The following is a 25,284-nucleotide window of genomic DNA, read 5'->3' on the forward strand; positions in this document are numbered from 1 at the left end:
AAAAAGGCGTCTGAAAAAATCCAGACGCCTTTTAATATTTTAAAAACTAATCTTAGCTAGCCAACATAGTTTCAATACCTGCTAGAATTGTTTTTGCATTCGCATTGGTCGGTTGTACTTCCAACGCTTTGTTTGCAAAATCAGCTGCTTTATCAAACACTACTTTTGCTTTTTCTTTAATAGAATCCCACTGATCGTTGTTATCAGCAGTGCGGGTATTCAAAATAGTTTGACCTTCGGTATACAAAGCATTACTTTGTTTAACATAGTAAGTAGCTAACATTTTTTTCATATGTCCTACATACTTACTGGTACTGTATTTTTCAATACCATCAACAAGCACTTCAACCATTTCATCTTCTTTATCTTGCTTATCTAAAGAAGAGGCTATGTAATACGTTGATATATCAGCTTTGTAATCCAACTCAACTGATTGAGTAAAATACTTTACTGCCTTATCGTAATCTTTAATTTTACGTGCACATGTAGCTGTATTGTACACCATGGCAGCGTCCATTTCTTCTTCTTCCCATGATGCGATAGCTTGTTCGTACAAGCTTAATGCTGTTTTATAATCTTTTGCTTTAAGAGCATCATTTCCTTCATTTTTCAGCTCAGCAGCACTTTTGTCCTGAGCAATCGCTCCAACAAACATCAACATCAAAAAGGATAAAGTTGCTAAATACCTCATAATAATAAACTTTTAATCTTTATTTAATAGATTTGATTCATTTCAACGGTCGTAAAAATAGTTTTTTTTTGAAAAACCCTATTATTTATGACACATTTTCTTTTAAGTTGATTATTTACATGTCTTCAGCAGGTACTTTTTAAACGCCTCAAACTCTTCTGATAATTCTTCAACATTCTTCGTTCCTGCTAAAAAAGCTTTTAACCGATCGGGTTGTTCAACTTTTTGCTTTATTATTTCCTCTACCGTTTCGGGAAACTTAGCTGGATGAGCTGTCGCAAGAAATATACCAAACTCATCATCTTTTAATAATTCATTTAATGATTTATATCCAATAGCCCCGTGTGGATCGAGTATGTAACCCTCTTCTTTGAAGACCTTGTCTATCATTTCAAAGATCTCTTCATTCTTGCAGACAAAGCCAGTAATAGTCTTTTTAATACCATCCCAACTCTTGTTAAATAATTCCTGCACCCTCACAAAATTACTCGGGTCTCCTACATCCATGGCATTAGCAGGTGTAGATATACTTTTTGCCGGTGAATAAATACCTGAATCAAGATATTTAGGAACAATGTCATTAATATTAGTAGCGGCAATAAAATGCTTCACAGGTAAGCCCATTCTATAGGCTATTAATCCGGCAGTTAGGTTACCAAAGTTACCACTTGGTACAGAGACAACAATATCTGTTTTACCTTGCTTGATAGCTTGAGCATAAGCATAAAAATAATACACCATCTGAGGTAAAAAACGCGCCAGATTAATGGAGTTAGCCGAAGTAAGTACCAATTTCTTTTGCAACTCATCATCCATAAAAGCACTCTTTACCAAGCGCTGACAATCGTCAAAGGTACCATCAATTTCAATGGCTGTAACATTTTGTCCTAAGGTGGTAAATTGCTTTTCCTGAACATCAGAAACCAATCCTTTCGGATATAAAACATAAACATCAACCCCTTCAACTCCTAAAAAGCCATTGGCAACAGCACTACCTGTATCTCCAGATGTTGCTACAAGCACATTAATATTCTGATCCAGATCATGGGTAAATTGTGCCATTACCCGGGCTAAAAAACGAGCACCAATATCTTTAAACGCTAAAGTAGGACCATGAAAAAGCTCCAGAGTTGATATATTTTCACTCACCTTCTCCAATGGAATAGGAAAATTGAATGCATCCTTGGTTAATTTCTTGAATTCTTCTTCAGGTATAGTCGGACAGAAATAAGGTTTAAGAACATGATAACCTATTTCACCCAAATCCATATCTGGTAACTCCTGCCAGAAACTTTCAGGTAAAACCGAAATTTCTTCAGGCATATACAATCCCTTATCAGGTGCCATTCCATTTATAACAGCACTTTTTAAATCACTTTTATGCGATGCGTTATTGGTACTATAAAATTGCATGTTTGTTACTTTTCAGCGTTTATACTATTTGCTACCCGACAAAAATACTTTCATGAATTCGGTTTGATCAAGCGACCTAAAGCCTCCTTTTTTAGCCGATTCTTCGTCATATTCCTGAACTAAATCAGGCTCTACTCCCGGACGATAAATCATAAAAGGCACAAAATCGCGGGTATGTGTTCTTATCTCACAAGGAGTTGGATGATCGGGTAACATGGCAATGCTTAAATCATCTTTGTGCTTCGCTAAATATTCCAATACTGGTTTCACAACCAACTGATCAATATCTTCAAGCGTTTTTATCTTCAAATCCACATCACCTTCATGACCAGCTTCATCCGGAGCCTCAATATGCAAATAAACATATTCGTTTTCTTCTAGAGCTTTAAGCGCAGCTTCTGCCTTTCCACTATAATTAGTATCAAACAAGCCTGTGGCTCCCTCAACAAATACCGATTGTAATCCACCTAATTTTCCTAAGCCGTGAATCAGATCAACGGCAGAGATTACAACTCCACTTTGCAGACCATACAATTCTTTTAATGTTGGCATGCTTGGCTTAAAACCAGCTGACCATGGCCAAATCATATTGGCTACGGCTTTCCCTTTTTCTTTTCTTTTGGTGTTAACAGGATGATTATCCAATACACTCTTAGACTTCATCATCAAATCGCGAAGTAATTCTGCTGTTTCGTGTCCGGAAGCCGGAGTAGGCAGGTAATCTTCCACTTTCTCACCGGGATGATCGTGAGGAGGAGTACACTGTATTCCATTTTGCCCTCCTTTTACTATCAGGACATGACGATAACTTACACCAGAATAAAACTGAACTCTGTCATCACCCAACTTATCATTTAATTCATCAATCAATTCTTTAGCCTCCTCAGTTGAAATATGACCTGCCGAATGATTCAATAGAATTCCATCTTCCTCACTAACAAGGTTACAGCGAAATACCAAATCATCTTCGCTAAAGTCAATACCTAATGCTGCTGCTTCCAAAACTCCTCTACCCTGATAGTAAGTTGCCGCATCGTATCCCATAATGGTCATATTGGCCACCTCCGATCCTGGATGAAGTGAGTCAGGCACTGTTTTAAGCATTCCGGATTTTGAAATACAGCACAATTGATCGATATGTGGTGTTTTAGCTGCCATCATAGGAGTTTTACCTCCTAAACGCTCAATCGGATGATCTGCAAATCCATCAGCTAATATTACTAGATATTTCATAGATTAATGTTTTTCTAATTTCAACAAATAATAGCATATGATTTTATCATCAAACTATTCTTTCCTTTATAAAAACCTCAATTAATATTAAAGGTTTACCACTTTAATAATATCAGCGAAAACTCCTGCTGCTGTAACATCCGCACCAGCTCCATAACCTTTAATCTCCATAGGATGATCGTAGTAATAATCGGTACGAAGCATAATTTTGTTGTTACTGTCTTCTAATCTGTAAAAAGGATGATTTTCATCCACTTCAATAAATCCGACTTTGGCTTTTCCTTGTTTTAACGAAGCTGCATAACGAAGTATTTTACCGTTGTCTTCTGCTTCTTTTCGTTTTTGTTCAAAAGCTTCATCATAATCCTTTAAGCGAGCCATAAACTGCTCTACCGACTCTTCGGTAAAAAATTCTTCTGGTAAGAAAGGTGTTATATCCACGTGTTTTTCCTCCAAAGGATACTCGCACTCACGTGCTAATATCAACAGTTTACGAAGAACATCCTTACCAATCAAATCAATTCGCGGATCAGGTTCTGAGTACCCTTTATCTTTGGCTTCCTGCACTACTTCTGATAATTTTCTTTCAGCAGAAACATTATTTACAATATAATTCAGGGTTCCGGATAATACAGCTTCTAATTGTAATATCTTATCACCACTCTGAATCATACTATTCATTGTATTGATAATAGGAAGACCAGCACCAACATTGGTTTCAAACAGGTACTTCACTCCTTTTTGAACCGCTGTTGTTTTTAACTTTTTATAGGTTTCATAATCCGATGAACTTGCAATTTTATTTGCTGTAACAACAGAAACGTTGTTTTGTAATAACTTTAAATATTGCTCTGCCACAACAGGACTTGCCGAACAGTCGACAAAAACGCTGTTTGACATGTTATTTTCAATAATTTGATCCACAAACTGACCAATATTACCCGGACTGGCTTCCTTGAGCTTATCTAAAGCAGTATCTATATCCAACCCTCTGTCTTTAAACAACATTTGTCGCGAATTGGCAATTCCGGCAACACGTATACTCAAACGCTCCACTTTTAATAGACGCTCTGCCTGTCGTTGAATTTTAGTTAATAAGCTCTTTCCTACAGTTCCAACTCCTGCTAAGTACAGGTGAATTGCTTGATACTGACTTAAGAAAAAGGCTTCATGAACCACATTCAAAGTCTTTCTTAGGTCATCTTCGTGAACCACAAATGAGATGTTTAATTCTGATGCTCCCTGCGCAATAGCATACACATTAATACCATTTTTACCTACATCATGGAATAACTGACCAGAGACTCCGGAAGTATGCTTCATTCCTTCTCCTACAATAGCCACAACAGACATTTTACTATCAACTAAAACGCCATTAATCTGCTTTCTGCTAATTTCTTTCTCAAACTCATTTAACAAAGCCATTTTAGCAACTTCAGCATCCGAAGAATTAATAACTACCGAAATACTGCTTTCACTTGATGCCTGAGAAATAAGAATGATATTTACATTTTCAATAGCCAATGCTTTAAACATACGCATTGAAATACCTGAGACACCAATCATACCATTTCCCTGAAGAGTAAGCAAGCTAACATCTTTAATAGATGATAATCCTTTTACTTTTCTTTCTACGTCGGTATTTTTATCTATTAAGGTTCCTGGAGCCTCAGGATTAAATGTATTTTTTATTAAAATAGGAATCTGCTTTTGTAAAGCTGGGATGATAGTTGGAGGATAAATAACTTTAGCTCCGAAGTGCGATAATTCCATTGCTTCAGCATAACTCAAATGCTCCAAACAATAGGCTCGTTTTATCACTCTTGGGTCTGCAGACATGAAACCATCCACATCAGTCCATATTTCTAATTTATCAGCATCCAAACCAGCTGCTAATAATGCTGCCGAATAATCAGATCCTCCCCTTCCAAGTGTGGTATTTTCATCGTTATCATCACTGGCAATAAAACCCGGAAAAACAGCAACTTCGGGAAGGCTAAACTTTAACTCACCAATAGCTTGCATGGTCGGATTAATCTTAACAACATGACCATTGCCATTCTTTTCAGTCTTAATAAACTCACGACTATCATAAAGCTTAGAATTGCTAATTAATGCGGATATAATTGAGGATGATAATCTTTCTCCACATCCCGAGATGGTATCATAACTCTTTGTACTTAATTCGCCCGTTAAGCTTACGCCTTTTAAAAGCTGTTCTAATTCTTTCCAAATAACTTCAAGCTGTTCCTGAAGTTTTACTTCAACAGAAGGTGTAAATAATTCGGAAACAATTTGGTTATGCTTTTCTTTCAAATAGTTTAACACATCAATATATGATTCACCTTTCACGGCTTTTTTAGATGCATTAATCAGTTCATCTGTAACGCCACCAACTGCTGAAACAACAACAACCTTTTGTCCTTTAATTTTTTCAACAATGCGTTTTACGCTAAGCATGGCTACAGAAGAGCCCATTGAGGTACCACCGAACTTAAGTACTTTCATATTTTAATATAAAAAGTGATTACAAAAAAAAGAATAATAAACTGACCTGATGATAAGAACAACTATACCCCCCAAGGGGTTGTGGTTGTAGTAGTAGTATTTGTAAGATTATAAATCATCATTATTTTGGTCGCTTGTTTTAGAATACGACACAAATATAATTAGATAATCATCAATTCAAAAACAAGCTGGTGTTTTTTCTATTAAATCGAAGTTAATATTTACCAAGATCCTTATAATTTACTTGCAATTCCATCTACTATTCTTTCAAATTAAAGGTCAAGATATCTTCATATAACAGTTTAATCAAGTATAATAGTCTTTTGTAAGGCTTTATCTTTTTAGATATACAATCTTCTGTTTAAAGAACAACAATGTATAATCTACTAATAATCATCTGCCCAAATAGTAAACCTCTTTACTTTAACAAATAGATTTTGTAAATTAAATACAAATTTACGTACCTAAATAATTATCACATGAAACGGATTGGCATAATACTAGGGTGGTTAGTGATGGTAATACTCATTACCGGTTGTAATCAAAAGCCAAAAATTGGTTTTTTGATGGATGATCTCAATAACGAAAGATGGAAAAAAGATAAAGAGCTATTTGTTCAAAAAGTAGAAGAATTGGGTGGTATTGCTGTTGTTGAAGTTGCAAATACCGACCCTCAGAAACAAATCCTACAAGCTCAAAGTCTGATTGATCAAGATGTTGATGTTCTGGTTGTTGTTCCCGTGGACTTGCTTGAAGCTGGAGAAATTGTTAAGCTGGCTCATCGCAACTATGTTCCGGTTATCTCATATGACCGTTTGATTAAGGACTGTAATCTGGATTATTATATTTCTACTGATAATATTAACATTGGTGAATTACAAGCTAACTACCTTACCAAAATATCTCCTGTTGGAAAATATGCTTTAATAAGTGGCCCTAAAAGTGATTACAACGCCTATTTATTACGTCTTGGTTGGATGAACATACTTCAACCCTTAATTGATAAAGGTGATATTGAGGTGGTTGTTGATGAGTTTTCTAACTTTTGGTTACCCGATGAAGCTTATCGTATAATGACAAATTATCTTAAAAATACGCAGGATGTAGATGCCATAATATGTGGTAACGACGCCTTAGCTTCCGGCGCTATCATAGCTTTGAAAGACATTAAAAAAAATGGCAATGTTCTGATTGCAGGACAAGATGCTAATATTCAGGCTGTACGTAATATTGTAGCCGGAGACCAAACTATCACCATCTACAAACCAATAGAAGCCCTTGCTTTTGCAGCGGCTGATGCAGCTATAAAAATAGCTGATGGTGAAGCTCCTTCAAATATGAATATCACCGTTAATAACGGAAAAAGATTAGTGCCAGCAATTCTTTTAGAAGCTAGTATTGTTAACAGGCAAAACATAAAAATGACTGTAATTTCGGAAGGGTTTATGGGGGAAAGCGAAATTTACAACTAGATTTTATAACTACTTCAATTACAATAGCCACTGAGTTAAGTGGCTATTTTTTATTTGATACACTCGATGTATTGGCTATTTTTGAAGAAATGATTATTCATGTCGCAACTTAAAATATACAGAGCTTCTGCTGGTTCTGGAAAAACCTACACTCTATCCGGAGAATTCATTAAGCTTTTATTCCAAGATCCTCAAAATTACAAAAGTATTCTGGCGGTTACGTTTACCAATAAGGCCACGTCAGAGATGAAAAACAGGATACTTGAGAATCTTTATGCTCTTTCAACTAAGGAGGATGCCGATTACCTTACTGATCTGATGACGATTCATCAAAAATCAGCAAAACAAATAAGAAATATTGCCCGACAACTTTTGATTAATATCTTAAATGATTTTTCGAAATTCTCAGTCAATACCATTGATAGTTTCTTTCAAAAAGTAATGCGTTCTTTTGCATACGAAGCCAACTTACCTGCAGGATTTAAGGTTGAACTGGATACGGACAGGGTTTTATCGCAAGCTGTTGATGAGTTATTGCGAGAATTAGAATTAAAAGGTAAAGAAGAGTTGCGCGATTGGCTGATTAATCACACCCTTTCAAAGATTGAAGACGGGAAAGATTGGAATATTGCCAATGAATTAAAGACTTTAGGTCAGGAAGTATTTAAAGAAGAATTTCAGAGTCTGGATGCCGATACTCTTGAAAAACTTCAAAATAAACAGTTATTACACGCCTATAACAAACAGTTAAGAAAGATCATCAAAGACTTTGAAATTTTCATCAAAGAAAAAGCTGTTGAAGGAATAGATCTCATGAAGAAACATGGTGTGAGTTACGACATGCTACACTTAAAATCCCGATCTCCTTTAAAAAACCTTGAAAAACTAAGCTCACTTCAAAAAAAGGATGATTTACTTACCATTCAAAAATTAATACCTCTAATTGATTCACCTGAAGAATGCCATAACAAGAAAAACAATGAATCAGATAACAACATCATTACAGACTGTTTTAACGGTGGATTGAATAAGGTTCTATTCGATATCTCAGAACGATTTATTAAAGAAAAAACCAATTACTATACAGCTAAAACCATCTCTGCCAATCTTAATGCGCTTGGTATTGCCACCGACATAGCCCTTAAAGTTCAGGATATTGCCCGAAATGAAAATCTTTTTCTTTTGGCCGATGCCAATCGTTTATTACATCAAATCATCGACCAGAACAATACACCTTTTATTTATGAAAAAACCGGAACCCGATATCAAAATTATATGATTGATGAGTTTCAGGATACTTCCAGATTACAATGGAATAACTTTAAACCCTTACTATTAAACAGTGTTGCCGAAGATAAAATGGCAATGATTGTGGGAGATGTAAAGCAGTCCATTTATCGTTGGCGTAATTCTGATTGGAAATTATTAAGTGACAAGGTAGAAGAAGACTTTAAAGATTTTGGCACCAATCCTCAAATATTAGAAACCAACTGGCGAAGTTTCGAGCATATTATCAACTTCAATAATATTATATTTAAAGAAGCGGCACGTATGCTACAATACGAGTTTGTTAAATCTTCTGAAGAAGCCAACCCTCAACATTTAATGCCTGATGATTTAAAAACGAAGATTACCAAGGCTTATGATGATACAGTGCAAAAGACTTCTAGCAAATCGATTGGCACTGGCGGTTATATCAAAATGGCCTTCCCTGAAGGAAGCAAGAAGGCTGATTATATGAAAAATGCTACGCAACAATCTGTGGTAGAAATTGAAAACCTATTGGATGCCGGCTATGAATATAAAGACATTTGTATTCTTGTACGACGTAAAAAAGAAGGTCAACAAATTACAGAAGCGCTTCTTTCAGGACTCGATTCACCATCCAACCGTAAGCATCCGGTTATATCTAACGAAACCTTATTATTAGGAAGCTCACCAGCAGTAAATCTGGTTATACAGCAAATAAAATACATACAAGATCCTGAGAATGCCGTTTATGAGGCCTATGTTGACTTATACGATCAATTCTTTGACTCAGATTCGCTTGACGCAATTGAAAAATGCGATGGTTCAACATTAATTACTCAAGATAAAGGGATTACTGAAAACTTAAGGAATAAGCTATTAGAACTAAAGGGCCAGCCCTTATTTGAAATGGCAGAAACATTAATACGCCAATTGCCTAAAAACATTTACGAACATCAGTTTATTTTTATTCAGGGCCTTTTGGATGCCGTTCGCGATTATGTGACTAATTACTCTGTTAATGCACACGATTTTATTACCTGGTGGGACGACAAAGGTCAGAATACGGCAATATCCGTTCCTGAAGGTCAAAATGCTATCAATGTAATGACTATACATAAATCAAAAGGGCTAGAATTTAAAGCCGTTGTAATACCCTACTGTAACTGGCCAATTGACGATAAAGGATTTGGAAGTTTAATTTGGTGTAAACCCCAGAGTGAGCCGTTTAATCAGATTGATCTGGTGCCGGTTTCATATAATCAACAGTTGCTGCAATCCAGCTTTGTTGATGAGTATTTAGATGAACGGCTTCATCAGTTTGTTGACAATTTAAACCTCTTATACGTTGCTTTTACACGCGCAAAAGAAAGTTTAGTTGTCTTAGGAGAGCAGCCGCCCAAAACAGGTGGAATTAAAAATGTTTCCAACGTACTTCATCGCATAGCTAATCAGCTTAATATGATTAATATCGACAACGATTCATTAAAAGATGAATTATGCGAAGCCTGGAACGTTGAAGATATGATTTTTGAGTTTGGAACGATTCCTTCCGGTTCAAAAGTAAAAGAAGAAGAGGTTACAAATGAGAATTTTATTGTACGAACTTATGCTTTGGGAGATAGAATTAAAGTTCACCCTGAAAGTATGGTTTTAAATTCTCCAGATGGATTAGCCAACCTGAAAAAAGGAAAACTAATGCACCAATTATTTGAGTTAATTGAAACATCAAAAGATACTATCAAAGCCGTAACTCAACTAATTTTGAATGGGCAGCTAAAAACCAATGAGAAAGAAAAGGTTTTAAATTTTATCAATCAAAAAATCAATCAACCATTAGTAAAAGAGTGGTTTAATCCTGAATATTCTATAATAAATGAAGGAAGTATTTTAACTCCTAACGGACTTTATCGTCCCGACCGTGTTGTTATAAAAAATAAAGAAGCAATTGTTATTGATTATAAGTTTGGTGAAAAACACAATGAAAAATACCGTTCTCAGGTTAACCGTTATAAAAAACTACTTAGCCAGATGGGATATAAAAATGTGAAAGGTTATTTATGGTATATGGGTGATGAAGATTTGGTTGAAGAAGTATTGGACCAGCCCCAGCAAGGAAAACTTTTTTAATTTAATTAAAACTGGTACTCTTTTATTTTACTGTTCATTATATTCAGCTGTTCTTTCATTAATTTAAATGATTCATTTACTTTTTCAAAGTTGTTATGTAATGACTCGGTTGAATCGTGTAAGTCATAGCTTTTACTATTGGTAAAACCTACATTTTTACCCAATATTTGAAGATCTTTACTTAACACATCTACATCCTCATTATTTTGTTCTACTTTGGAAATGATATCACTAATAATCTCAATCATAGAGTTTAGATTCTTACGAATTTCATTCGCTTTTAACGATACATTTGCGGATGAATCAACCGTCATATCAGCCAATTTTCGAACTTCACCGGCAACCACCCCAAAACCTTTCCCTGCCTCACCAGCTTTACTAGCCTCAATGGAAGCATTTAATGATATTATATTTGTTTGGGAAGCAATATTATCAATCTGCTCCAATGATCTTTCTATCTCATCGGAATGATGCACCATCTCTTCAATAACTTGTTTATAGCTGATAATTTTATCTTTGGTCAACTTAAAATTACTCTCAACAACCCCCATAGAGCGTAAAGCCGTATGAACTACCTCCTCTGATTCACCTGAACTTTTACCAAGCCTCTCTCCTATTTCCTTAACGTAATAAAGCGATTTATGTAAGTCTTCCAGCGTTGTTACACCATTATTAGCATTTTCAAAATTATTTAAAATAGATCCTGAATAGTCTGTGATTTTTAATATTTCTTCAAGCAAATTTTTAATACTTTCAATACTAGAATTTATACCCTTAATAATTACGCCTACAGCGTCATTACTTTCTATGGATATTAACTCCGGTATATTTTTTTTACTGAGGCTATTGGCTACTTCTGCTATCTTTTTCAATTTTTTAATGAGTAGCAATCGTACAAATCCATAACTAACTAATCCAACGATGATACCTGCACATATGCTACCTGCCAGAAACCAGATAAACATTCCCTCTTTCCAATGCACAAAGAAATTAGCATAGATTGGGAAAACAAATCCCATTAGAATACCAAATGCCAGCATGCAGAAATGCAGTCGACGAAGAATACTTTTTTTAATCATGTTTGGGTCGGTGTTTCGTTAAAAGCTTACGATCTAAACATATTAACATTTAGTCTGTCGTAAGGTTCAAAATAACACTCACTTATCAAATAATCACATACGCCCCTAATACTATTTACTTTTTAGTAGGCTTTCTTTTCTTCTTCTTTTTTTTCTTTTCAACTGCAAAACCAAATTTACCTATCTGCTTTCCAACTTCGTAGTAATGTCCATGTGAATAAGTAATTGGATTGGCTTTATTTAAATGAAAAGCTCCGGTTTTTTCATCAATATAGCGCTCATCAGCCTTTACATTAACTACTTCAGCAATAAACATGTCGTGCGTACCTAATTCTTTAACCTCGGTTACTTTGCATTCAATATTCACAGGAGATTCTTCTATAATTGGAGCTTTTACATTCAGTGCCGCTCCGGGTGTAAGATGCATTTCTTCAAATTTATTGAATTGCCTCCCTGATCGCACTCCACACCAATCAGTAGCATAGGCTGTTTCTTTGGTGGTTAAATTGATTACAAACTCGCCTGTTTCTTTTAATATCTGATATGAATGGCGTCCTTTTCTAACTGAAATATAACACATAGGAGGATCTGAACAAATTGTACCCGTCCAGGCAATTGTGATAATATTAAAATTTTCTGGTTTATCGCCTACAGATACCATTACAGCAGGTAGTGGATAAATCATATTACCGGGTTTCCAGTCCTGTTTTGCCATTTTAAACTGTTTTATGAAATACAAAAATAATACAGAAAGGTAAGCAAAAAAGCATCTTCCCATTTTTAAATACGTGTGAAACATTGTTTATTTGTCATAAGATTGATTTTTAACCTGACACTTATGAAGCACATCTTTATTGTGGCATTTCTATGCCTTAGTATTTTGGGCGTAAAAGCTCAAAAACAAGAACTATCAGTAAGCTATTCTCCGTTATCTATTTACCGGTTTGAAAAAATATTCGAAGGAACAGAAGCCTACGAGGATAATTATCATGTACTTGGCGCTTTTAACCTTAATTATCTTTATCATTTTAACAGTTGGTTTAAAGCTGGAGTTAATATCATGTACGACCGAGCTTCTAAAGATGGAATATCAAGCTATTACACCTTAGAAACAATGGACGACCCTGCCTTTAAAACCAGGGTAACCAAACAAGCTTTTATACTAGCTCCAGAATTCGATTTTCAGTATTTGAATCATCCAAAATTAAAGCTGAGCAGTTCACTTAGTGTAGGATATGCGTTTGAGTTTTTTGAGCAAGAAGGATATTACAATTCAAATTATGGAATGGAAGGACTAACTTACCACTTAAACCTTATTGGTTTCAAATGGGGACAAAAACATGGATTAACCGGTCAAATCGGATTTGGCTATAAAGGTGCTTTAAACCTTGGATATTTTATACGTTTTTAATCAAAAAACTCCCGCTTAACGGCAGGAGTTTCCATATATGGAATGATATTTCTATAATACTTCTAAGTGATCTTCAGTTGTAATTTTTTCGCAATAATGACATTTTAATGCCAACGGATCTTTACCGGCTAATTTAAATTTAGTGGTAATGGTTTCGTTATTGGTTATACACTTTGGATTAAAACATTTAGCTATTCCAACAATATTCTCAGGAATTTCAACACTTCGTTTTTCAACAACCTGATAATCTTTGATAATATTAAGCTTGGCAGTTGGTGCAATTAACGATATTTTGTTAATATCATCATCTTCAAAAAACATGTCAGCCACTTTTATAATGGCCTTTTTACCTTGTTTTTTACTTATAAAGTTGGTTCCAAAGGTAATCATGCTCTCAATCTTATCTAACCCCAGGATTGAAATTACTTTAAAAAGATGATTAGCTGGTATATGATCGATTACAGTTCCGTTTTCTATCGCACTTACGCTTAGTTCTTTTTTAATAACCATGATAATTCAGTTTTCTTCTGTTGTTAAATAATTACTTTAAACCTAAAATTGATGCAATAATTGCCATACGGGCATAAACTCCGTTTTCAGCTTGCTGAAAGTAATAGGCCTTTGGATTATCATCCACATCGGTATGAATTTCATTTACCCGTGGAAGCGGATGCAAAATGCGCAGGTTATCTTTTGTATTATTCAACATTGAATTACGCAATACGTATACATTTTTCACTTTTTCGTATTCGATCGGATCAGAGAATCTTTCGCGCTGAACACGTGTCATATATAAAATATCGGCAGCCGAAATTATATCTGTAAACTCGCTGTGCTCATAATACTTAATTCCTTTCGAATCAAGAAACAACTTGTATTCATCAGGCATTTTTAATGAATCGGGAGCAATAAAATTAAAGGTTGTGTTAAAATGCGACATGGCCATTAACAATGAATGTACTGTACGACCGTATTTTAAATCACCAACTAAAAATATATTCAAATTATCTAATGTTCCCTGTGTTTTGTATATCGAATACAAATCAAGTAATGTTTGGGTTGGATGTTGGTTAGCTCCGTCGCCAGCATTTATAATAGGTACACTAGCTTGTTCTGAAGCATATCGGGCGGCACCTTCCAATGGATGGCGCATCACAATTAAATCGCTATAATTACTTACCATTATAGTAGTATCTTTCAACGTTTCTCCCTTAGTAGTAGAGGAAGATGATGAATCGGAGAAGCCAACAATTCCACCTCCTAAACGGGTTATAGCTGTCTCGAAACTTAAACGTGTACGAGTTGATGGCTCGAAAAACAAACTGGCCACAACTTTACCATCCAGAAGCTTTTGATTTGGATTGGCTTCAAATTCTGCCGCCAACTCCACTATACGCATGATTTCATCTTTTGAGAAATCGGTGATGGATACTAAACTTTTGTTCTTCATTTGTAATTGTTTTAGCGATTAATCGCACGCAGAGGCACGATTGATATTTGGTTTATTTCTTTGGTTCGATAATGAAAATTTGGAAGAAAGAGAACAATGAATTTCACAAAAAAAAGACCTGATAAAAAAATCAGGTCTCTTAAAAAATATCTAAAAATGAAAAATTGCTCATTGTCAATAACACAGGCATTAACGAAAGAAAGATAATTGGCGGGCCTGCGGTCCTCCGGATTATTTTGATGGCGTTTTCGTAGCCAATATTTGTTTGTTTCTTTCTTCATTCCGGAGTTCAAAGATACGTAAATTTAATATTAAATACCAAGAGAATTTTCTTCTAAAAAATAACAATTGGGTAACATCAATAAATTACGATATTACCCAATTATATATTAATCACGCAAATGAATGCGCACTCAATTATTTATTATTCTTTGGTCTCTTTCATCATTTCTTCCACTGCTTTTTCTAATTGCAGATCTCTGCCTGAAGTCATTACTTCATAGGTGTTTTGAACTTTAATATCCGGTTCCAATTGTGAATTCTCAAGATATTGTCCATTCATATCTTTCGCTCCCACCTGAGGAATACCAAATACCAATGATGGATCTTGCATACGCTCCCACCAAACAGCCGTCATTGTACCCGGTACTGGCATACCAATCAGTTTACCTATTTCCAAGGCATTATAAGCAAATGGAAAAGCATGAGCATCGGAATAGTTGCCTTCGCTCATTAGTACACACGATGGTTTATTCCATTTGGAAATGGGTTCTGAACCAAAGTACTTTCCACCCGGATAGTAATCCACATAGCGTTTACCACTTAAGAAAGTAACCAAATCATCGTGCAGCCAACCACCTCCATTAAAGCGGGTATCAACAATAAGTGCTTTCTTTTCATGGTTACGACCTAATACTTCAGAATAAAACTCACGGAAGCTTGCCGAATTCATTCCTTTAACATGAACATAGCCAATGGTTCCGTTCGACAGACGTTCTGTTTCATCTCTTCTGTTTTTCACCCATCGCTCGTATAAAAGCTGACTTTCACTTCTTTGCGTGATAGGCTTCACTGTTTCGTCCCAACGATTGCCATTTGCCGGATTATACAAGCTTAATAATGTTGGCTTACCAGCCTTGTGGTTCATCAGTTTGTATTTATTGGCATTGTTTACAACTGTACCATCGATTTTTTCAATAATAATTCCGGCTTTGATTTTAGTATTATCATCAAGCACCGGACTCTTATCCATTATCTCTGCAATTTTTAATCCGTCGCCGCTGTAGTTATTATCGTAAAATAATCCTAAATGAGCTGTTTGATCCCCGCCTTTTGACTGATGACTATATCTACATCCTGTATGCGAACCATTCATCTCGCCTAACAACTCACTCATCATCTCAGAGAAATCGTAGTTATTATTAATATGTGGTAAGAATCGCTCATACTCTTCTTTGTAAAAATCCCAATCTACATTATGCAGATCTCTTCGATACCACTTCCGCATTACCTGACGCCATGCATGTTCGAACATGGCAGCACGCTCGCCATAACCATCTAAATACAATTCAGCATTATAAGCTACCACCTTGGTACTATTATCTGATGTGCTAATCTTCGTAATTTTACCTCCTGAAAGAACAAATATATTTGAGAAGGAAGAATCGGCTTGCATGTAGCCTCCGTATCCTCCCAGATTGGCCACTTTCTTAGTTTCATTTTTCTTAAAATCCTGAACCCAAAGATCGTGTCCTTTTTCAAAGCGGCTTAAATAATATAGTTTGTCTCCTTCGGGAGATAATAAAGCACCTGCCAGCGATGAAGAATGAATAGTTAATCGTTCTTTACGATCTTCAAAACCCTTTAATTCAATATTGATTAACTCATCGGCTTCTTCTTCATCTTCTTTTTTACTTTTCTTATCCTTAACTTCTTTATCCTCCTCTTTCTTTTTCTCTTTTTCCACAACTTCTTTTATTTCAAGCTCTTCTTTTGATAACTTAAACTTATCAAGGCTTTTTTGATTAAAAAACAATGCATAAACATCATCAGTTGAACCCCAGCTTCCATGATTACGCATACCATGTTTGTCGGTAAACCAAATCATAGCATTACCTTTCATCATCCATTGTGCACGATGATCGCCATAACCGCTGTTGGTAAGGTTTAATACCTCTCCTGACCCATCTGAGGCAATTAATCCAATTTCATTAACCTGCCAATGATAAGGAGTATAGTCCACCAAAAACCATTTTCCATCGGGCGACCATTGATACCATTGATCTCCATCAGAATAAGAATAATTGTAATCACTTCCCAAAATAGTACGAGTCGCCTTTGTTTCCAGATTAATTACTTTTAAAGTAACTCTGTTTTCAAGATAAGCTACTTCTTTACCATCTGGTGAATAATGTGGCTGAAATGTTTCTTCATCAACTTCTAAAATGGGCTCTTCCTTAATAAGGGTTGAGTTAGAAAAATACAACTCATCGTCGTTTTCAATAGTTGATTGATATAAGTTCCAACTTCCATTTCGCTCAGATGCATATACCAAAGATCTTCCATCCGGACTAAAACTTACTGATCGTTCCTGTTCTGGCGTATTGGTAACTCGTTTGGTAGTTCCATATTCGGTTGATGTTACAAAAACTTCACCTCTGACAATAAAAGCTAGTTCCTTTCCATTGGGTGATAAATCCATTTCGTTGGCACCACTGCTCATGCTTTTATAAACCAGTTCATCACCTCCGTTGTCTAGATTTATTTGAACATTGACTTTTTGAGGCTCTTCTCCGGGTATTTGTGTATATATTTCTCCATTATAGCCATAGCAAAGCATATCTGTATCCGAAATAGTTAAGAACCTAACAGGGTGTTTCTCAAACGATGATACCTGACTTACATCTTTAGGATTTGATAAAGGGAAACTACATACATTAAAGCTTCCAAACTGTTCACTTAAATAATACACTGTCTGTTCGTCTGAATTTAACACCGGCTGACGGTCCTCTCCTTCAAATGAGCTCAGCTTAGTGTGTTTCTTATCTACAATATCAAATTTCCACAGATCTCGTGTAACAGCTGAAGTATGGTGTTTTCTCCACGGATCTTCATATCCTTTATAATCGTGGTACAACATAAAATCGCCATTCTTACTGTATGCAACCTCTTCGGCAGGAGTGGTTAATAATTGAGATACTTCTCCGGATTCAACTTTAACCGTGTATAGTTCAGGAAAACGACCATACGGAAACTGCGTAGATGCAGCATCATCCAATATCACACCTGAGAAGGTAATACTCTGACCATCTGGAGAAAATGAATATGGTGTTTCATTGGTAGAATGGTATGTTAATCTACGGGCACTTCCTCCTTCAGCAGGAACGATAAAAACATCGAAATTTCCATATCGATCGGAAGCAAAGGCTATGGATTTACCGTTGGGTGACCATACCGGATGATAATCATGTGCTGGATGAATTGTTAATGGAACTGCATTTCCACCACTAACGCCAACCTTGTATAAATCTCCCTGATAAGAAAAAACAATTTCTGTTCCATCAGGTGATATTGCAGGATAGCGCATCCAAATAGGTTGCGCAAAGGACTTGATAGTAAGTCCTAAAAACAGAGCTATAAACGCTCCTTTTAGTAACTTCATAGTAAATGGGTATTAAAATTAAATTGTTACATTAAATATTGATGCACCTTTCAAATGTAATAAGTATCTTTTTTTCAGTCAATGTGATTAATATCAGTTTTTAACTCTTCCATTCGTACCATTTTTCAGATTTCAAAGACATCAACATAATATCAACAAGTTATTACTTTAAAGGTTGTCTAATTAAAAATATACAAATGTCCTATGCTAGAAGCACAACTATAGATATGGTACTTTGTATCATCTTTTTATTTGTAATTCCTACTCATATTATATAACATTTAGTATATTTGAAAAGTAAGAAATGTAATTCTTTATCAAGCCTTTCAACAACATTTGTATTCCCCTTGAACCTATTTTCAAAGTATTTTAATACAATTTATTGATGAAAAACAGTTGGCATTCATATCAAATTATCAAGAAGTACAATATCATTATAAGATATTTCAGTAAAAGTATTGGTATTAAAGATATTTATGCCAATATTTCAAACAGCTTATCAGATCCGGATTACAATTCAGATCTTAAAGTAATTTTCGATTTTAGAGATGCTGTTTTTAGTATTGATATGGATGCTATCAAAAAATTCGCAGACAATATTCGAAAACATCCTTCACTACAAGAAAAAAGGGTAATTGTTTTTTTAACTCACACCCCCAATCAGGTTGTTTTTAGTAACATTTTACATTCATTTCAACAATATCAGCGTTTTCAAATACATGTGTTATCAACCATGGAAGCTACTCTTTTGCATTTGGGATTAGAAAATAGCCTTATAACTGAAATGGAAGATACAATAGCAAAAATGAAACACAATTGTATAAGCAGTTCTACAACTCGTAAAAGGTAAGGTCAGGTACTCATCAATATTGCTTTTTATCTGAGTCAAAATCTTCTTTAAATAATAAAATATCAGCATTGAACTGTTGATTAATTACTGATGAAATCTGACGAATTCAATGCTATAATAACTACTATTTGATAATACATTTGCATGTGTTATTAATATAAATTCCAAGTTATCATGAAACTCATCTTTTTATCTCTTTTCTTAGGTTTAGCATTACTATTAAATGCCCAGACTTATAATTGGACGAGCAGTACCGAAGGAAATCTCTGGCAGCAATCAAAAGTCAAACTACTACAAAATATATCTGAAACACCAGATTTGAAAGTTAGTGGTGATGAACACATTGTTACCTTTAAGGCCTGGGGAACCTGTTTTAACGAACGTGGTTGGGACGCCCTAAATATGTTACCGCGAAAACAACAAGAAAACATATTAAAGCAATTATTCTCGCCCAACGGTGATCTACAATTTTCAATGGGGCGTTTTTCGATGAATGCAAACGATTATGCGAGAGATTGGTATAGTTGCGATGAAGTGTCAGGCGATTTTCAGCTTAAATACTTTAATATTGACCGGGATAAAACTACTCTAATACCGTTTATTAAAGCTGCTCAGGAACAAAACCCAAATTTATCTTTCTGGATTTCGCCCTGGTCTCCTCCCTCATGGATGAAGATTAATCATTATTATTCAGTAGTTAGTAATGATCAATTTAATGAAATGGACCCTAAGATGAATTTTCTGCTATTTGAAGGTATAGAACAAAAAGACAATAGTGTATTTCCACATCAATTATCGGTGAATGATTATTTTATCCAGGAACCCCGATATTTAGAAACGTATGCTAACTACTTTTGCAAATATATTTCAGCATATCAAAAGGAAGGTATTGACATTGATATGGTAATGTTTCAAAACGAACCATGGAGCTATACGGCCTATCCGGGCTGCGCATGGACACCTGAAGGTATAATTCGATTTAATGCCGAATACCTTGCTCCTGCTTTAAAAGATCAGCATCCTAATGTTGATTTGTACTTTGGTACCATTAATACCAATCGTTATGATGTTATTGATGAAGTATTATCCGACCCACGCATGCCTGAAACTTTTAAAGGTGTTGGATTTCAGTGGGAAGGTGGACAAATCTTACATCGGTTACGTGAAAAATATCCCAATTACAAATACGTGCAAACAGAAAGCGAATGTGGCTGGGGATCTTTTGACTGGGAAGCAGCAGAACACACCTTTCAGTTAATAAATCACTATTTAGGCAATGGTTGCGAGGAATATACTTTTTGGAATGCCATATTATATGATGATGGAGTTAGTGGTTGGGGTTGGAAGCAAAATGCTTTAATACGCGTAAATTCAGAAGACAGAACAGCTACCTATACACCAGAGTATTATGCTGTAAAACACTACACTCATTATATAACACCCGGCAGTAAAGTACTAGCCTTTAAAAATAATAAGGAGAATAAAACACCGATTATGGTTGTTGAAGATCCTAAAGGCAAATACCTGATACTAGCAGGTAATTTTAATGATGAAAGTAAAGAAATAAATATTGAAATAAACAATAAGTATTTAAGCGTTTCACTACCTGCCCATTCGTTAAATACCTTCGAAATGAAATAACACCATAACGTTATAACCACTTTGGTAAACAAATTGAATAATAGAAAGGATGAAAGTTTTGGCTTCTATCCTTTTTTTGTGCTCAAAGGAGCAAAAAGTATCGGCTATTTATAATTCAAAAAGGCCTTCAAGCCTATTATTAGGCTTATACATTACCAATTAAATGGTGTCTATCACAAAAAATAACTCTTTAGTCATATTGAAATTGACATTTACATATTAATGTTAGAATTTGCATTCGTGTAATGGAAAACAAGTAAATTTTTGAGATATGAACAATAAAAAGGGAGTTGAAGTATCAAAGAATACTTTTCTACGTCAATTAAAGACAGAGGTTAGCAGTTTAAACTATAAGCTGTTATTTGCAATCTTAACCATTGGTATGATCTCATTCGTATCATGTGAGAAAGAAGCAGTTGAAGAACCAGGAAATATACCTGGAATGGGATACACTGATGGTTCGCTCGAAGCACAATCTTATGATTTTAATGATAATCTATCATTTGGTGAAATAAGGGGTGTTAGTAGTACTTCATTATCTTCAGTATTAAAATCAACTGGCACATTTGATTTTAAGGTTTTTGGTTCAGGTGATCAAATCAGAGTGGAAATAACTGTTACCAATGATCATTCAACAGAATGTCGATCATTATGGTTTAGAGCCGGTACCGTTTTTGAAGTTGACGATCCCAATGTTCAACATGCAATATTGATGTGTCCTGTTAATGTTTGTGTTCCTCCTAACAGTGAAAAAACCTTCATTCTTGACTTATATTGTTTAAACGAAGGCAAGGACAGGCCAACAGAGAATAATACCTATACATTTCTTGGTGTTACCACATCAAAACCAGTATTAGATTTATTAACCCTTCTACAAGGCAAAAAAATAAACTGGGAGCATTATGTTGCTTACCCTGAGCCAGATTTAAACTATGCTGATATAATTGAGAGACTTCAAGAAATACTATGGAAAATTACCAACGGATCAGGATTAACTAGTGAGGACACTGAATTTATCAATGGTCTGCCTAATCTTCCAATTGGTGTTTTACCAGAAGGTGTATATGATATATATATTCCACTTCCGTTATGCTGGTGTTATGATGAGTGTAATGGAAATACAACAGGTGCTTTGAGTTTTATTTCTTTCGCATTTAACTGCGATGGAGAAGCAATGGTTGATTTAGAAAATGGGTTATATACAACAGACGGTTTTAATTTTAATGTAGAAACAAATTATAAACAAACATCTGGAACTATCAAATTTGAAGAAGCAGGTAAGCCTCAATTAGGAGAAAATGGATCTGTGGATATTGGTTACTTCACTTTTGAGTTATCATGTTTAGATTATGATGCACAATTTGATATTACCACAAAGAATCAAGATGAGATTACGCAAACGGTAACCATTGCAAGTTTAGGTGAAGGTATATTAATGACCAACGGCTTTATGGTTGAACTTGTTACCATTCTGGAAGTAGACAATGGATATGAATATACATTTAGAGTAATTAGTGACAGCTGCGAAGCAAGTGATATCAAATGATCAAGAGATTTAGAATATAGTTTTTCAATAAGAAAAGGATGAAGGTTTCGGCTTTCATCCTTTTTTTTATTACTAGAACCTTTACTTTATCCTTTTTATTCTATACCCCTATTTATTTTATAGCTATTTATGGAATAAATCTCCAATTTTGCTCGTAAATCCATACTGTTTGTCATATTGGAATTGACCTTTTATAATTATTAATGGACCTTGCCACCTTAAAATTATAACCAAAATTTCAAACCAGTATGAGAATAACAAACAGAATCTCTATCCTATTTTGTGCAGTTATAGCACTTAGTATGATAACATTTAGTTCATGTGAGAAAGAAACAGTTGGAGAAGCAGGTAATATACCTGGAATGGGAGAAACATCCGGAGCTTTTGAAATATCAAAAGCATTTGTGCTTCCTGAAGGAATAACAGTTTCTCCAATAACGGGCTTGTCTTCGGTATCTACAAACATTGACGATTTGACCTTAAAAAGTACAAATCATAGAAGAGAGAGAGGATGTGGAAGTGAAGTACAGTGCGAAATGACCTTTGGTAACACAAAACCTGAACCTTGCGATATTGAAATTGAAGGCGGTACTATATTTGAATGTTTAGAAGCCGATGGCCAAAGTGGAATGTGTATGCAAACGATCAGAATACATGTATTAGGGAATAGTCAGGTGCAAGTTAAATTTTATTTGCAATGCCTAAATAAAGGGCGTCCATCAAGCAGATTGGTTGATACATATAAAATTAAAGGAGTAACAGCTTCTAAATCTTTTACGGATTTAGTAAGCGCTTTGAAACCAAAAAGGATTGACATTTCTCAGTTTAGTGATAACATGTCGGATTATAACGTTATTCAGGGTAAAATCCAACGATGTGTATGGAGCTTAACCAATAGCATCTATGGTGTTAATCAAGAAGATTGGGATTATATTGCTTCGTTGCAGGATATGGAAGACTAGCAGATTTATTATTATTTCACACTCCTGTGAGGTTTTAAGATTTTAATTAATAATAAAGGATGAGGGCAGCGGCTTTCATCCTTTTTTGGTTTTAATACACATACTGCCTCTATTAAACCACAGATTATTAAGATTAAATGGATTATTTTCATTATTACTCCAGAAAACTCATTACTAAATCTTAATAATCTTGTTAATCTGTGGTTAATGTCATCTCTCTTTTTTAATTATAAAAACAATGTAAATACTCAACACGGCTGCAAACATACACCATGTTGATATCATATATTTCAGGTAAAAGACTTTTGCAACCACAAAAAACAAAAGCATAGCAATACCCAGATAATTAATCTGTCGTTTGCTTGAAAGAATAAAAGGTAAAACAGCCGGAAACAGATATAATATCCCACTCCACCAATTAGTGCTCTGGAAATGTCCTACCTGATAAAAAATATGTTGCCCGTCGATATGTGCTGACACAGGGTAAAACAACATACGATATCCAAGAATAATAAAGAGTATCACTCCTATTATTAGCGAATAAGCTATCCATTGTTTCCGTTGTTTATTCTGTTCTAATCTATAAGTTGACAACGGTACCCATACAGGCCATATCAATTGAGCAAATATTAAAAAGCCAAAGGTTGCCCACGCTTCAATATACTTGTAACTGCTATTCTCTAACGCAACCCACAACCAACCTTCAAAAAATTGCTGAATACCAAACATTAAAGGTATCATGGCAAAAAAGAGTTTCTCTTTCTGTTTATTCTTTTTAAGAGCTACCACTCCTACTGTGGATATTACGGCACTGGCTCCAAAACTTACTTCAGCTGAAAAACACATACTTTACTTTTTAGGGTGATTATCAAAAATAGAAATATATCCTTTCAATTCAAATCTTCTGCCTTTGACCTAACAACTTAAAAATAATTAGTTTTTAGTTATCTTCAGACTAAAATTTTACAATATGCCTCTAACTATCCACGACATAAAAAATGCCCAACAGCGAATTGCACCATTTATTAAAAAAACACCCATCCTTTCATCAACATTACTAAATAAGTGGTTAGGACATGAGGTGTTCTTTAAAGCGGAGTGTATGCAGAAAATTGGAGCTTTTAAGGTTCGCGGAGCTTGTAACACTGTTTCGTGGTTAATCGAAAACAATATTCGTCCTAAAAAACTAATAGCAAATAGTTCGGGCAACCATGCACAGGCAGTGGCCTACGCAGCACGGCAATTTAATATTCCGTCCACTATTTATATGCCCAAATATGCTTCAAAAGTTAAAATACAAGCAACCAAAGCATATGGTGCTCATGTAGATTTATCAGAAAACAGAATCATTACAGACGAAAAAGTTAAGAAAGCATCAGAAGAAGAAGGAACCTATTGGATTCATCCTTTTAATAATGTAAAGGTAATTGCTGGTCAGGGAACAGCTGCTTATGAAGCCTTGCATCAAGTTAACGATATAGATGCCGTGTTTGCACCATGCGGAGGTGGAGGTCTATTATCGGGCACATTAATTGCTGCCCGGGCATTAGCATCGCGCGCCAAAGTAATTGGAGCGGAACCTCTCAATGCTAATGATGCAGCAGAATCGTTACGTACCGGTTCTATACAAAAACTTACTTCTACACCTGATACTTTGGCCGATGGTGCCATGACCATGTCGGTGGGTGACATTACCTTTGAATATCTGAAACAGCTCGATGATTTTTATGAAGTACCAGAAGAAAATATTATATACTGGACTCAATGGCTAACACATCTGTTAAAAATACATATTGAACCTACCAGCGCCATGGCAATGGAAGCGGCCGTTCAGTGGCTGAAAAAACAAAAGAGTAAGAAAAAAGTCGTGTTAGTACTATCCGGTGGAAATATCGACCATTTGGTCCAGAAAAAAATATGGAACACTAATCATCTGGACATCACTCCCAATAGGCATCTATAATTATACAATTAAAGACAGCTGAACGT

At 35.1% G+C, this 25,284-nt stretch carries 18 protein-coding genes; 8 read left to right on the top strand and 10 right to left on the bottom strand.

The features are described from left to right. Window positions 1-52: 52 nt before the first annotated feature. The 4 genes from KEM10_RS04740 to thrA all read right to left on the bottom strand — a co-directional run bounded on the left by KEM10_RS04740 (window position 53) and on the right by thrA (window position 5,845). Window positions 53-691, bottom strand: a complete 639-nt coding sequence (locus KEM10_RS04740; protein ID WP_212214152.1) for a tetratricopeptide repeat protein — start codon at window positions 689-691, stop codon at window positions 53-55. Window positions 692-802: 111 nt separating this feature from the next. Next, entirely contained in the window at window positions 803-2,104 is a 1,302-nt protein-coding gene (gene thrC, locus KEM10_RS04745) for a threonine synthase (protein WP_212214154.1), read from the bottom strand. A 24-nt stretch (window positions 2,105-2,128) separates the two neighbouring features. Next, window positions 2,129-3,337: a cofactor-independent phosphoglycerate mutase gene (locus KEM10_RS04750; RefSeq protein ID WP_212214156.1), complete on the bottom strand. Its 1,209-nt coding sequence runs from the start codon at window positions 3,335-3,337 to the stop codon at window positions 2,129-2,131. An 87-nt stretch (window positions 3,338-3,424) separates the two neighbouring features. Further along, complete coding sequence (thrA, locus tag KEM10_RS04755; protein WP_212214158.1) at window positions 3,425-5,845, bottom strand: bifunctional aspartate kinase/homoserine dehydrogenase I; 2,421 nt, start codon at window positions 5,843-5,845, stop codon at window positions 3,425-3,427. A 479-nt stretch (window positions 5,846-6,324) separates the two neighbouring features. Between thrA and KEM10_RS04760 the strand changes: the two genes are divergently transcribed. Together KEM10_RS04760 and KEM10_RS04765 are read left to right on the top strand one after the other, a co-directional pair. Beyond that, on the top strand, window positions 6,325-7,317 hold the full coding sequence (locus tag KEM10_RS04760) for a substrate-binding domain-containing protein (protein WP_212214160.1): 993 nt from the start codon (window positions 6,325-6,327) through the stop codon (window positions 7,315-7,317). A gap of 99 nt (window positions 7,318-7,416) precedes the next feature. Further along, window positions 7,417-10,695 (top strand): UvrD-helicase domain-containing protein, encoded by a 3,279-nt coding sequence (locus tag KEM10_RS04765; RefSeq protein WP_212214162.1) that lies wholly within the window; start codon window positions 7,417-7,419, stop codon window positions 10,693-10,695. A gap of 5 nt (window positions 10,696-10,700) precedes the next feature. On the opposite strand, the gene KEM10_RS04770 is transcribed toward KEM10_RS04765, so the two are convergent. Both KEM10_RS04770 and KEM10_RS04775 read right to left on the bottom strand, forming a co-directional pair. Further along, window positions 10,701-11,774, bottom strand: coding sequence for a methyl-accepting chemotaxis protein (locus KEM10_RS04770; RefSeq protein ID WP_212214164.1), 1,074 nt, complete (start codon window positions 11,772-11,774; stop codon window positions 10,701-10,703). A gap of 115 nt (window positions 11,775-11,889) precedes the next feature. Beyond that, window positions 11,890-12,489 carry a flavin reductase family protein gene (locus KEM10_RS04775; protein WP_212214166.1) on the bottom strand — a complete coding sequence of 200 codons (600 nt, stop codon included), beginning with the start codon at window positions 12,487-12,489 and terminating at the stop codon, window positions 11,890-11,892. A gap of 123 nt (window positions 12,490-12,612) precedes the next feature. Between KEM10_RS04775 and KEM10_RS04780 the strand changes: the two genes are divergently transcribed. After that, window positions 12,613-13,185, top strand: a complete 573-nt coding sequence (locus KEM10_RS04780; RefSeq protein ID WP_212214168.1) for a hypothetical protein — start codon at window positions 12,613-12,615, stop codon at window positions 13,183-13,185. A gap of 51 nt (window positions 13,186-13,236) precedes the next feature. Here KEM10_RS04780 and pyrI read toward each other — a convergent pair whose 3' ends face one another. The 3 genes from pyrI to KEM10_RS04795 all read right to left on the bottom strand — a co-directional run bounded on the left by pyrI (window position 13,237) and on the right by KEM10_RS04795 (window position 18,296). Beyond that, on the bottom strand, window positions 13,237-13,695 hold the full coding sequence (gene pyrI / locus KEM10_RS04785; protein ID WP_212214171.1) for an aspartate carbamoyltransferase regulatory subunit: 459 nt from the start codon (window positions 13,693-13,695) through the stop codon (window positions 13,237-13,239). 31 nt (window positions 13,696-13,726) lie between these two features. Continuing rightward, a complete protein-coding gene (gene pyrB, locus KEM10_RS04790) occupies window positions 13,727-14,635 on the bottom strand; it encodes an aspartate carbamoyltransferase (RefSeq protein WP_212214174.1) in 909 nt (302 codons plus the stop codon). Window positions 14,636-15,059: 424 nt separating this feature from the next. Continuing rightward, window positions 15,060-18,296, bottom strand: coding sequence for a S41 family peptidase (locus KEM10_RS04795; RefSeq protein ID WP_212214177.1), 3,237 nt, complete (start codon window positions 18,294-18,296; stop codon window positions 15,060-15,062). 385 nt (window positions 18,297-18,681) lie between these two features. Here KEM10_RS04795 and KEM10_RS04800 point away from each other — a divergent pair, with 385 nt between their 5' ends. From KEM10_RS04800 to KEM10_RS04815, 4 genes are all read left to right on the top strand, one after another. Beyond that, window positions 18,682-19,146: a hypothetical protein gene (locus KEM10_RS04800; RefSeq protein WP_212214180.1), complete on the top strand. Its 465-nt coding sequence runs from the start codon at window positions 18,682-18,684 to the stop codon at window positions 19,144-19,146. 174 nt (window positions 19,147-19,320) lie between these two features. After that, on the top strand, window positions 19,321-20,787 hold the full coding sequence (locus KEM10_RS04805) for a glycoside hydrolase family 30 protein (protein WP_212214183.1): 1,467 nt from the start codon (window positions 19,321-19,323) through the stop codon (window positions 20,785-20,787). 271 nt (window positions 20,788-21,058) lie between these two features. After that, window positions 21,059-22,333 carry a hypothetical protein gene (locus tag KEM10_RS04810; RefSeq protein ID WP_212214186.1) on the top strand — a complete coding sequence of 425 codons (1,275 nt, stop codon included), beginning with the start codon at window positions 21,059-21,061 and terminating at the stop codon, window positions 22,331-22,333. 302 nt (window positions 22,334-22,635) lie between these two features. Continuing rightward, entirely contained in the window at window positions 22,636-23,295 is a 660-nt protein-coding gene (locus KEM10_RS04815) for a hypothetical protein (protein WP_212214189.1), read from the top strand. 210 nt (window positions 23,296-23,505) lie between these two features. Here the strand turns inward: KEM10_RS04815 and KEM10_RS04820 are convergent, their stop codons facing one another. Then, complete coding sequence (locus KEM10_RS04820) at window positions 23,506-24,141, bottom strand: DUF6629 family protein (protein WP_212214192.1); 636 nt, start codon at window positions 24,139-24,141, stop codon at window positions 23,506-23,508. Window positions 24,142-24,265: 124 nt separating this feature from the next. On the opposite strand from KEM10_RS04820, the gene KEM10_RS04825 reads away from it, so the two are divergent. Beyond that, the gene (locus tag KEM10_RS04825; protein ID WP_212214195.1) at window positions 24,266-25,258 is read left to right on the top strand and encodes a serine/threonine dehydratase; all 993 of its coding nucleotides are present in this window, start codon (window positions 24,266-24,268) and stop codon (window positions 25,256-25,258) included. The last annotated feature ends 26 nt before the right edge of the window (window positions 25,259-25,284 follow it).

The sequence above is a fragment of the Carboxylicivirga linearis genome (assembly GCF_018271995.1).
GTDB classification, from domain to species: Bacteria; Bacteroidota; Bacteroidia; order Bacteroidales; family Marinilabiliaceae; genus Carboxylicivirga; species Carboxylicivirga linearis.

What these genes read in the sequence shown, in the direction of transcription:
- KEM10_RS04740 (WP_212214152.1), bottom strand. Translation starts at nt 691, where the DNA reads ATGAGGTATTTAGCAACTTTATCCTTTTTGATGTTGATGTTTGTTGGA.
- thrC (WP_212214154.1), bottom strand. Translation starts at nt 2,104, where the DNA reads ATGCAATTTTATAGTACCAATAACGCATCGCATAAAAGTGATTTAAAA.
- KEM10_RS04750 (WP_212214156.1), bottom strand. Translation starts at nt 3,337, where the DNA reads ATGAAATATCTAGTAATATTAGCTGATGGATTTGCAGATCATCCGATT.
- thrA (WP_212214158.1), bottom strand. Translation starts at nt 5,845, where the DNA reads ATGAAAGTACTTAAGTTCGGTGGTACCTCAATGGGCTCTTCTGTAGCC.
- KEM10_RS04760 (WP_212214160.1), top strand. Translation starts at nt 6,325, where the DNA reads ATGAAACGGATTGGCATAATACTAGGGTGGTTAGTGATGGTAATACTC.
- KEM10_RS04765 (WP_212214162.1), top strand. Translation starts at nt 7,417, where the DNA reads ATGTCGCAACTTAAAATATACAGAGCTTCTGCTGGTTCTGGAAAAACC.
- KEM10_RS04770 (WP_212214164.1), bottom strand. Translation starts at nt 11,774, where the DNA reads ATGATTAAAAAAAGTATTCTTCGTCGACTGCATTTCTGCATGCTGGCA.
- KEM10_RS04775 (WP_212214166.1), bottom strand. Translation starts at nt 12,489, where the DNA reads ATGGCAAAACAGGACTGGAAACCCGGTAATATGATTTATCCACTACCT.
- KEM10_RS04780 (WP_212214168.1), top strand. Translation starts at nt 12,613, where the DNA reads ATGAAGCACATCTTTATTGTGGCATTTCTATGCCTTAGTATTTTGGGC.
- pyrI (WP_212214171.1), bottom strand. Translation starts at nt 13,695, where the DNA reads ATGGTTATTAAAAAAGAACTAAGCGTAAGTGCGATAGAAAACGGAACT.
- pyrB (WP_212214174.1), bottom strand. Translation starts at nt 14,635, where the DNA reads ATGAAGAACAAAAGTTTAGTATCCATCACCGATTTCTCAAAAGATGAA.
- KEM10_RS04795 (WP_212214177.1), bottom strand. Translation starts at nt 18,296, where the DNA reads ATGAAGTTACTAAAAGGAGCGTTTATAGCTCTGTTTTTAGGACTTACT.
- KEM10_RS04800 (WP_212214180.1), top strand. Translation starts at nt 18,682, where the DNA reads ATGAAAAACAGTTGGCATTCATATCAAATTATCAAGAAGTACAATATC.
- KEM10_RS04805 (WP_212214183.1), top strand. Translation starts at nt 19,321, where the DNA reads ATGAAACTCATCTTTTTATCTCTTTTCTTAGGTTTAGCATTACTATTA.
- KEM10_RS04810 (WP_212214186.1), top strand. Translation starts at nt 21,059, where the DNA reads ATGAACAATAAAAAGGGAGTTGAAGTATCAAAGAATACTTTTCTACGT.
- KEM10_RS04815 (WP_212214189.1), top strand. Translation starts at nt 22,636, where the DNA reads ATGATAACATTTAGTTCATGTGAGAAAGAAACAGTTGGAGAAGCAGGT.
- KEM10_RS04820 (WP_212214192.1), bottom strand. Translation starts at nt 24,141, where the DNA reads ATGTGTTTTTCAGCTGAAGTAAGTTTTGGAGCCAGTGCCGTAATATCC.
- KEM10_RS04825 (WP_212214195.1), top strand. Translation starts at nt 24,266, where the DNA reads ATGCCTCTAACTATCCACGACATAAAAAATGCCCAACAGCGAATTGCA.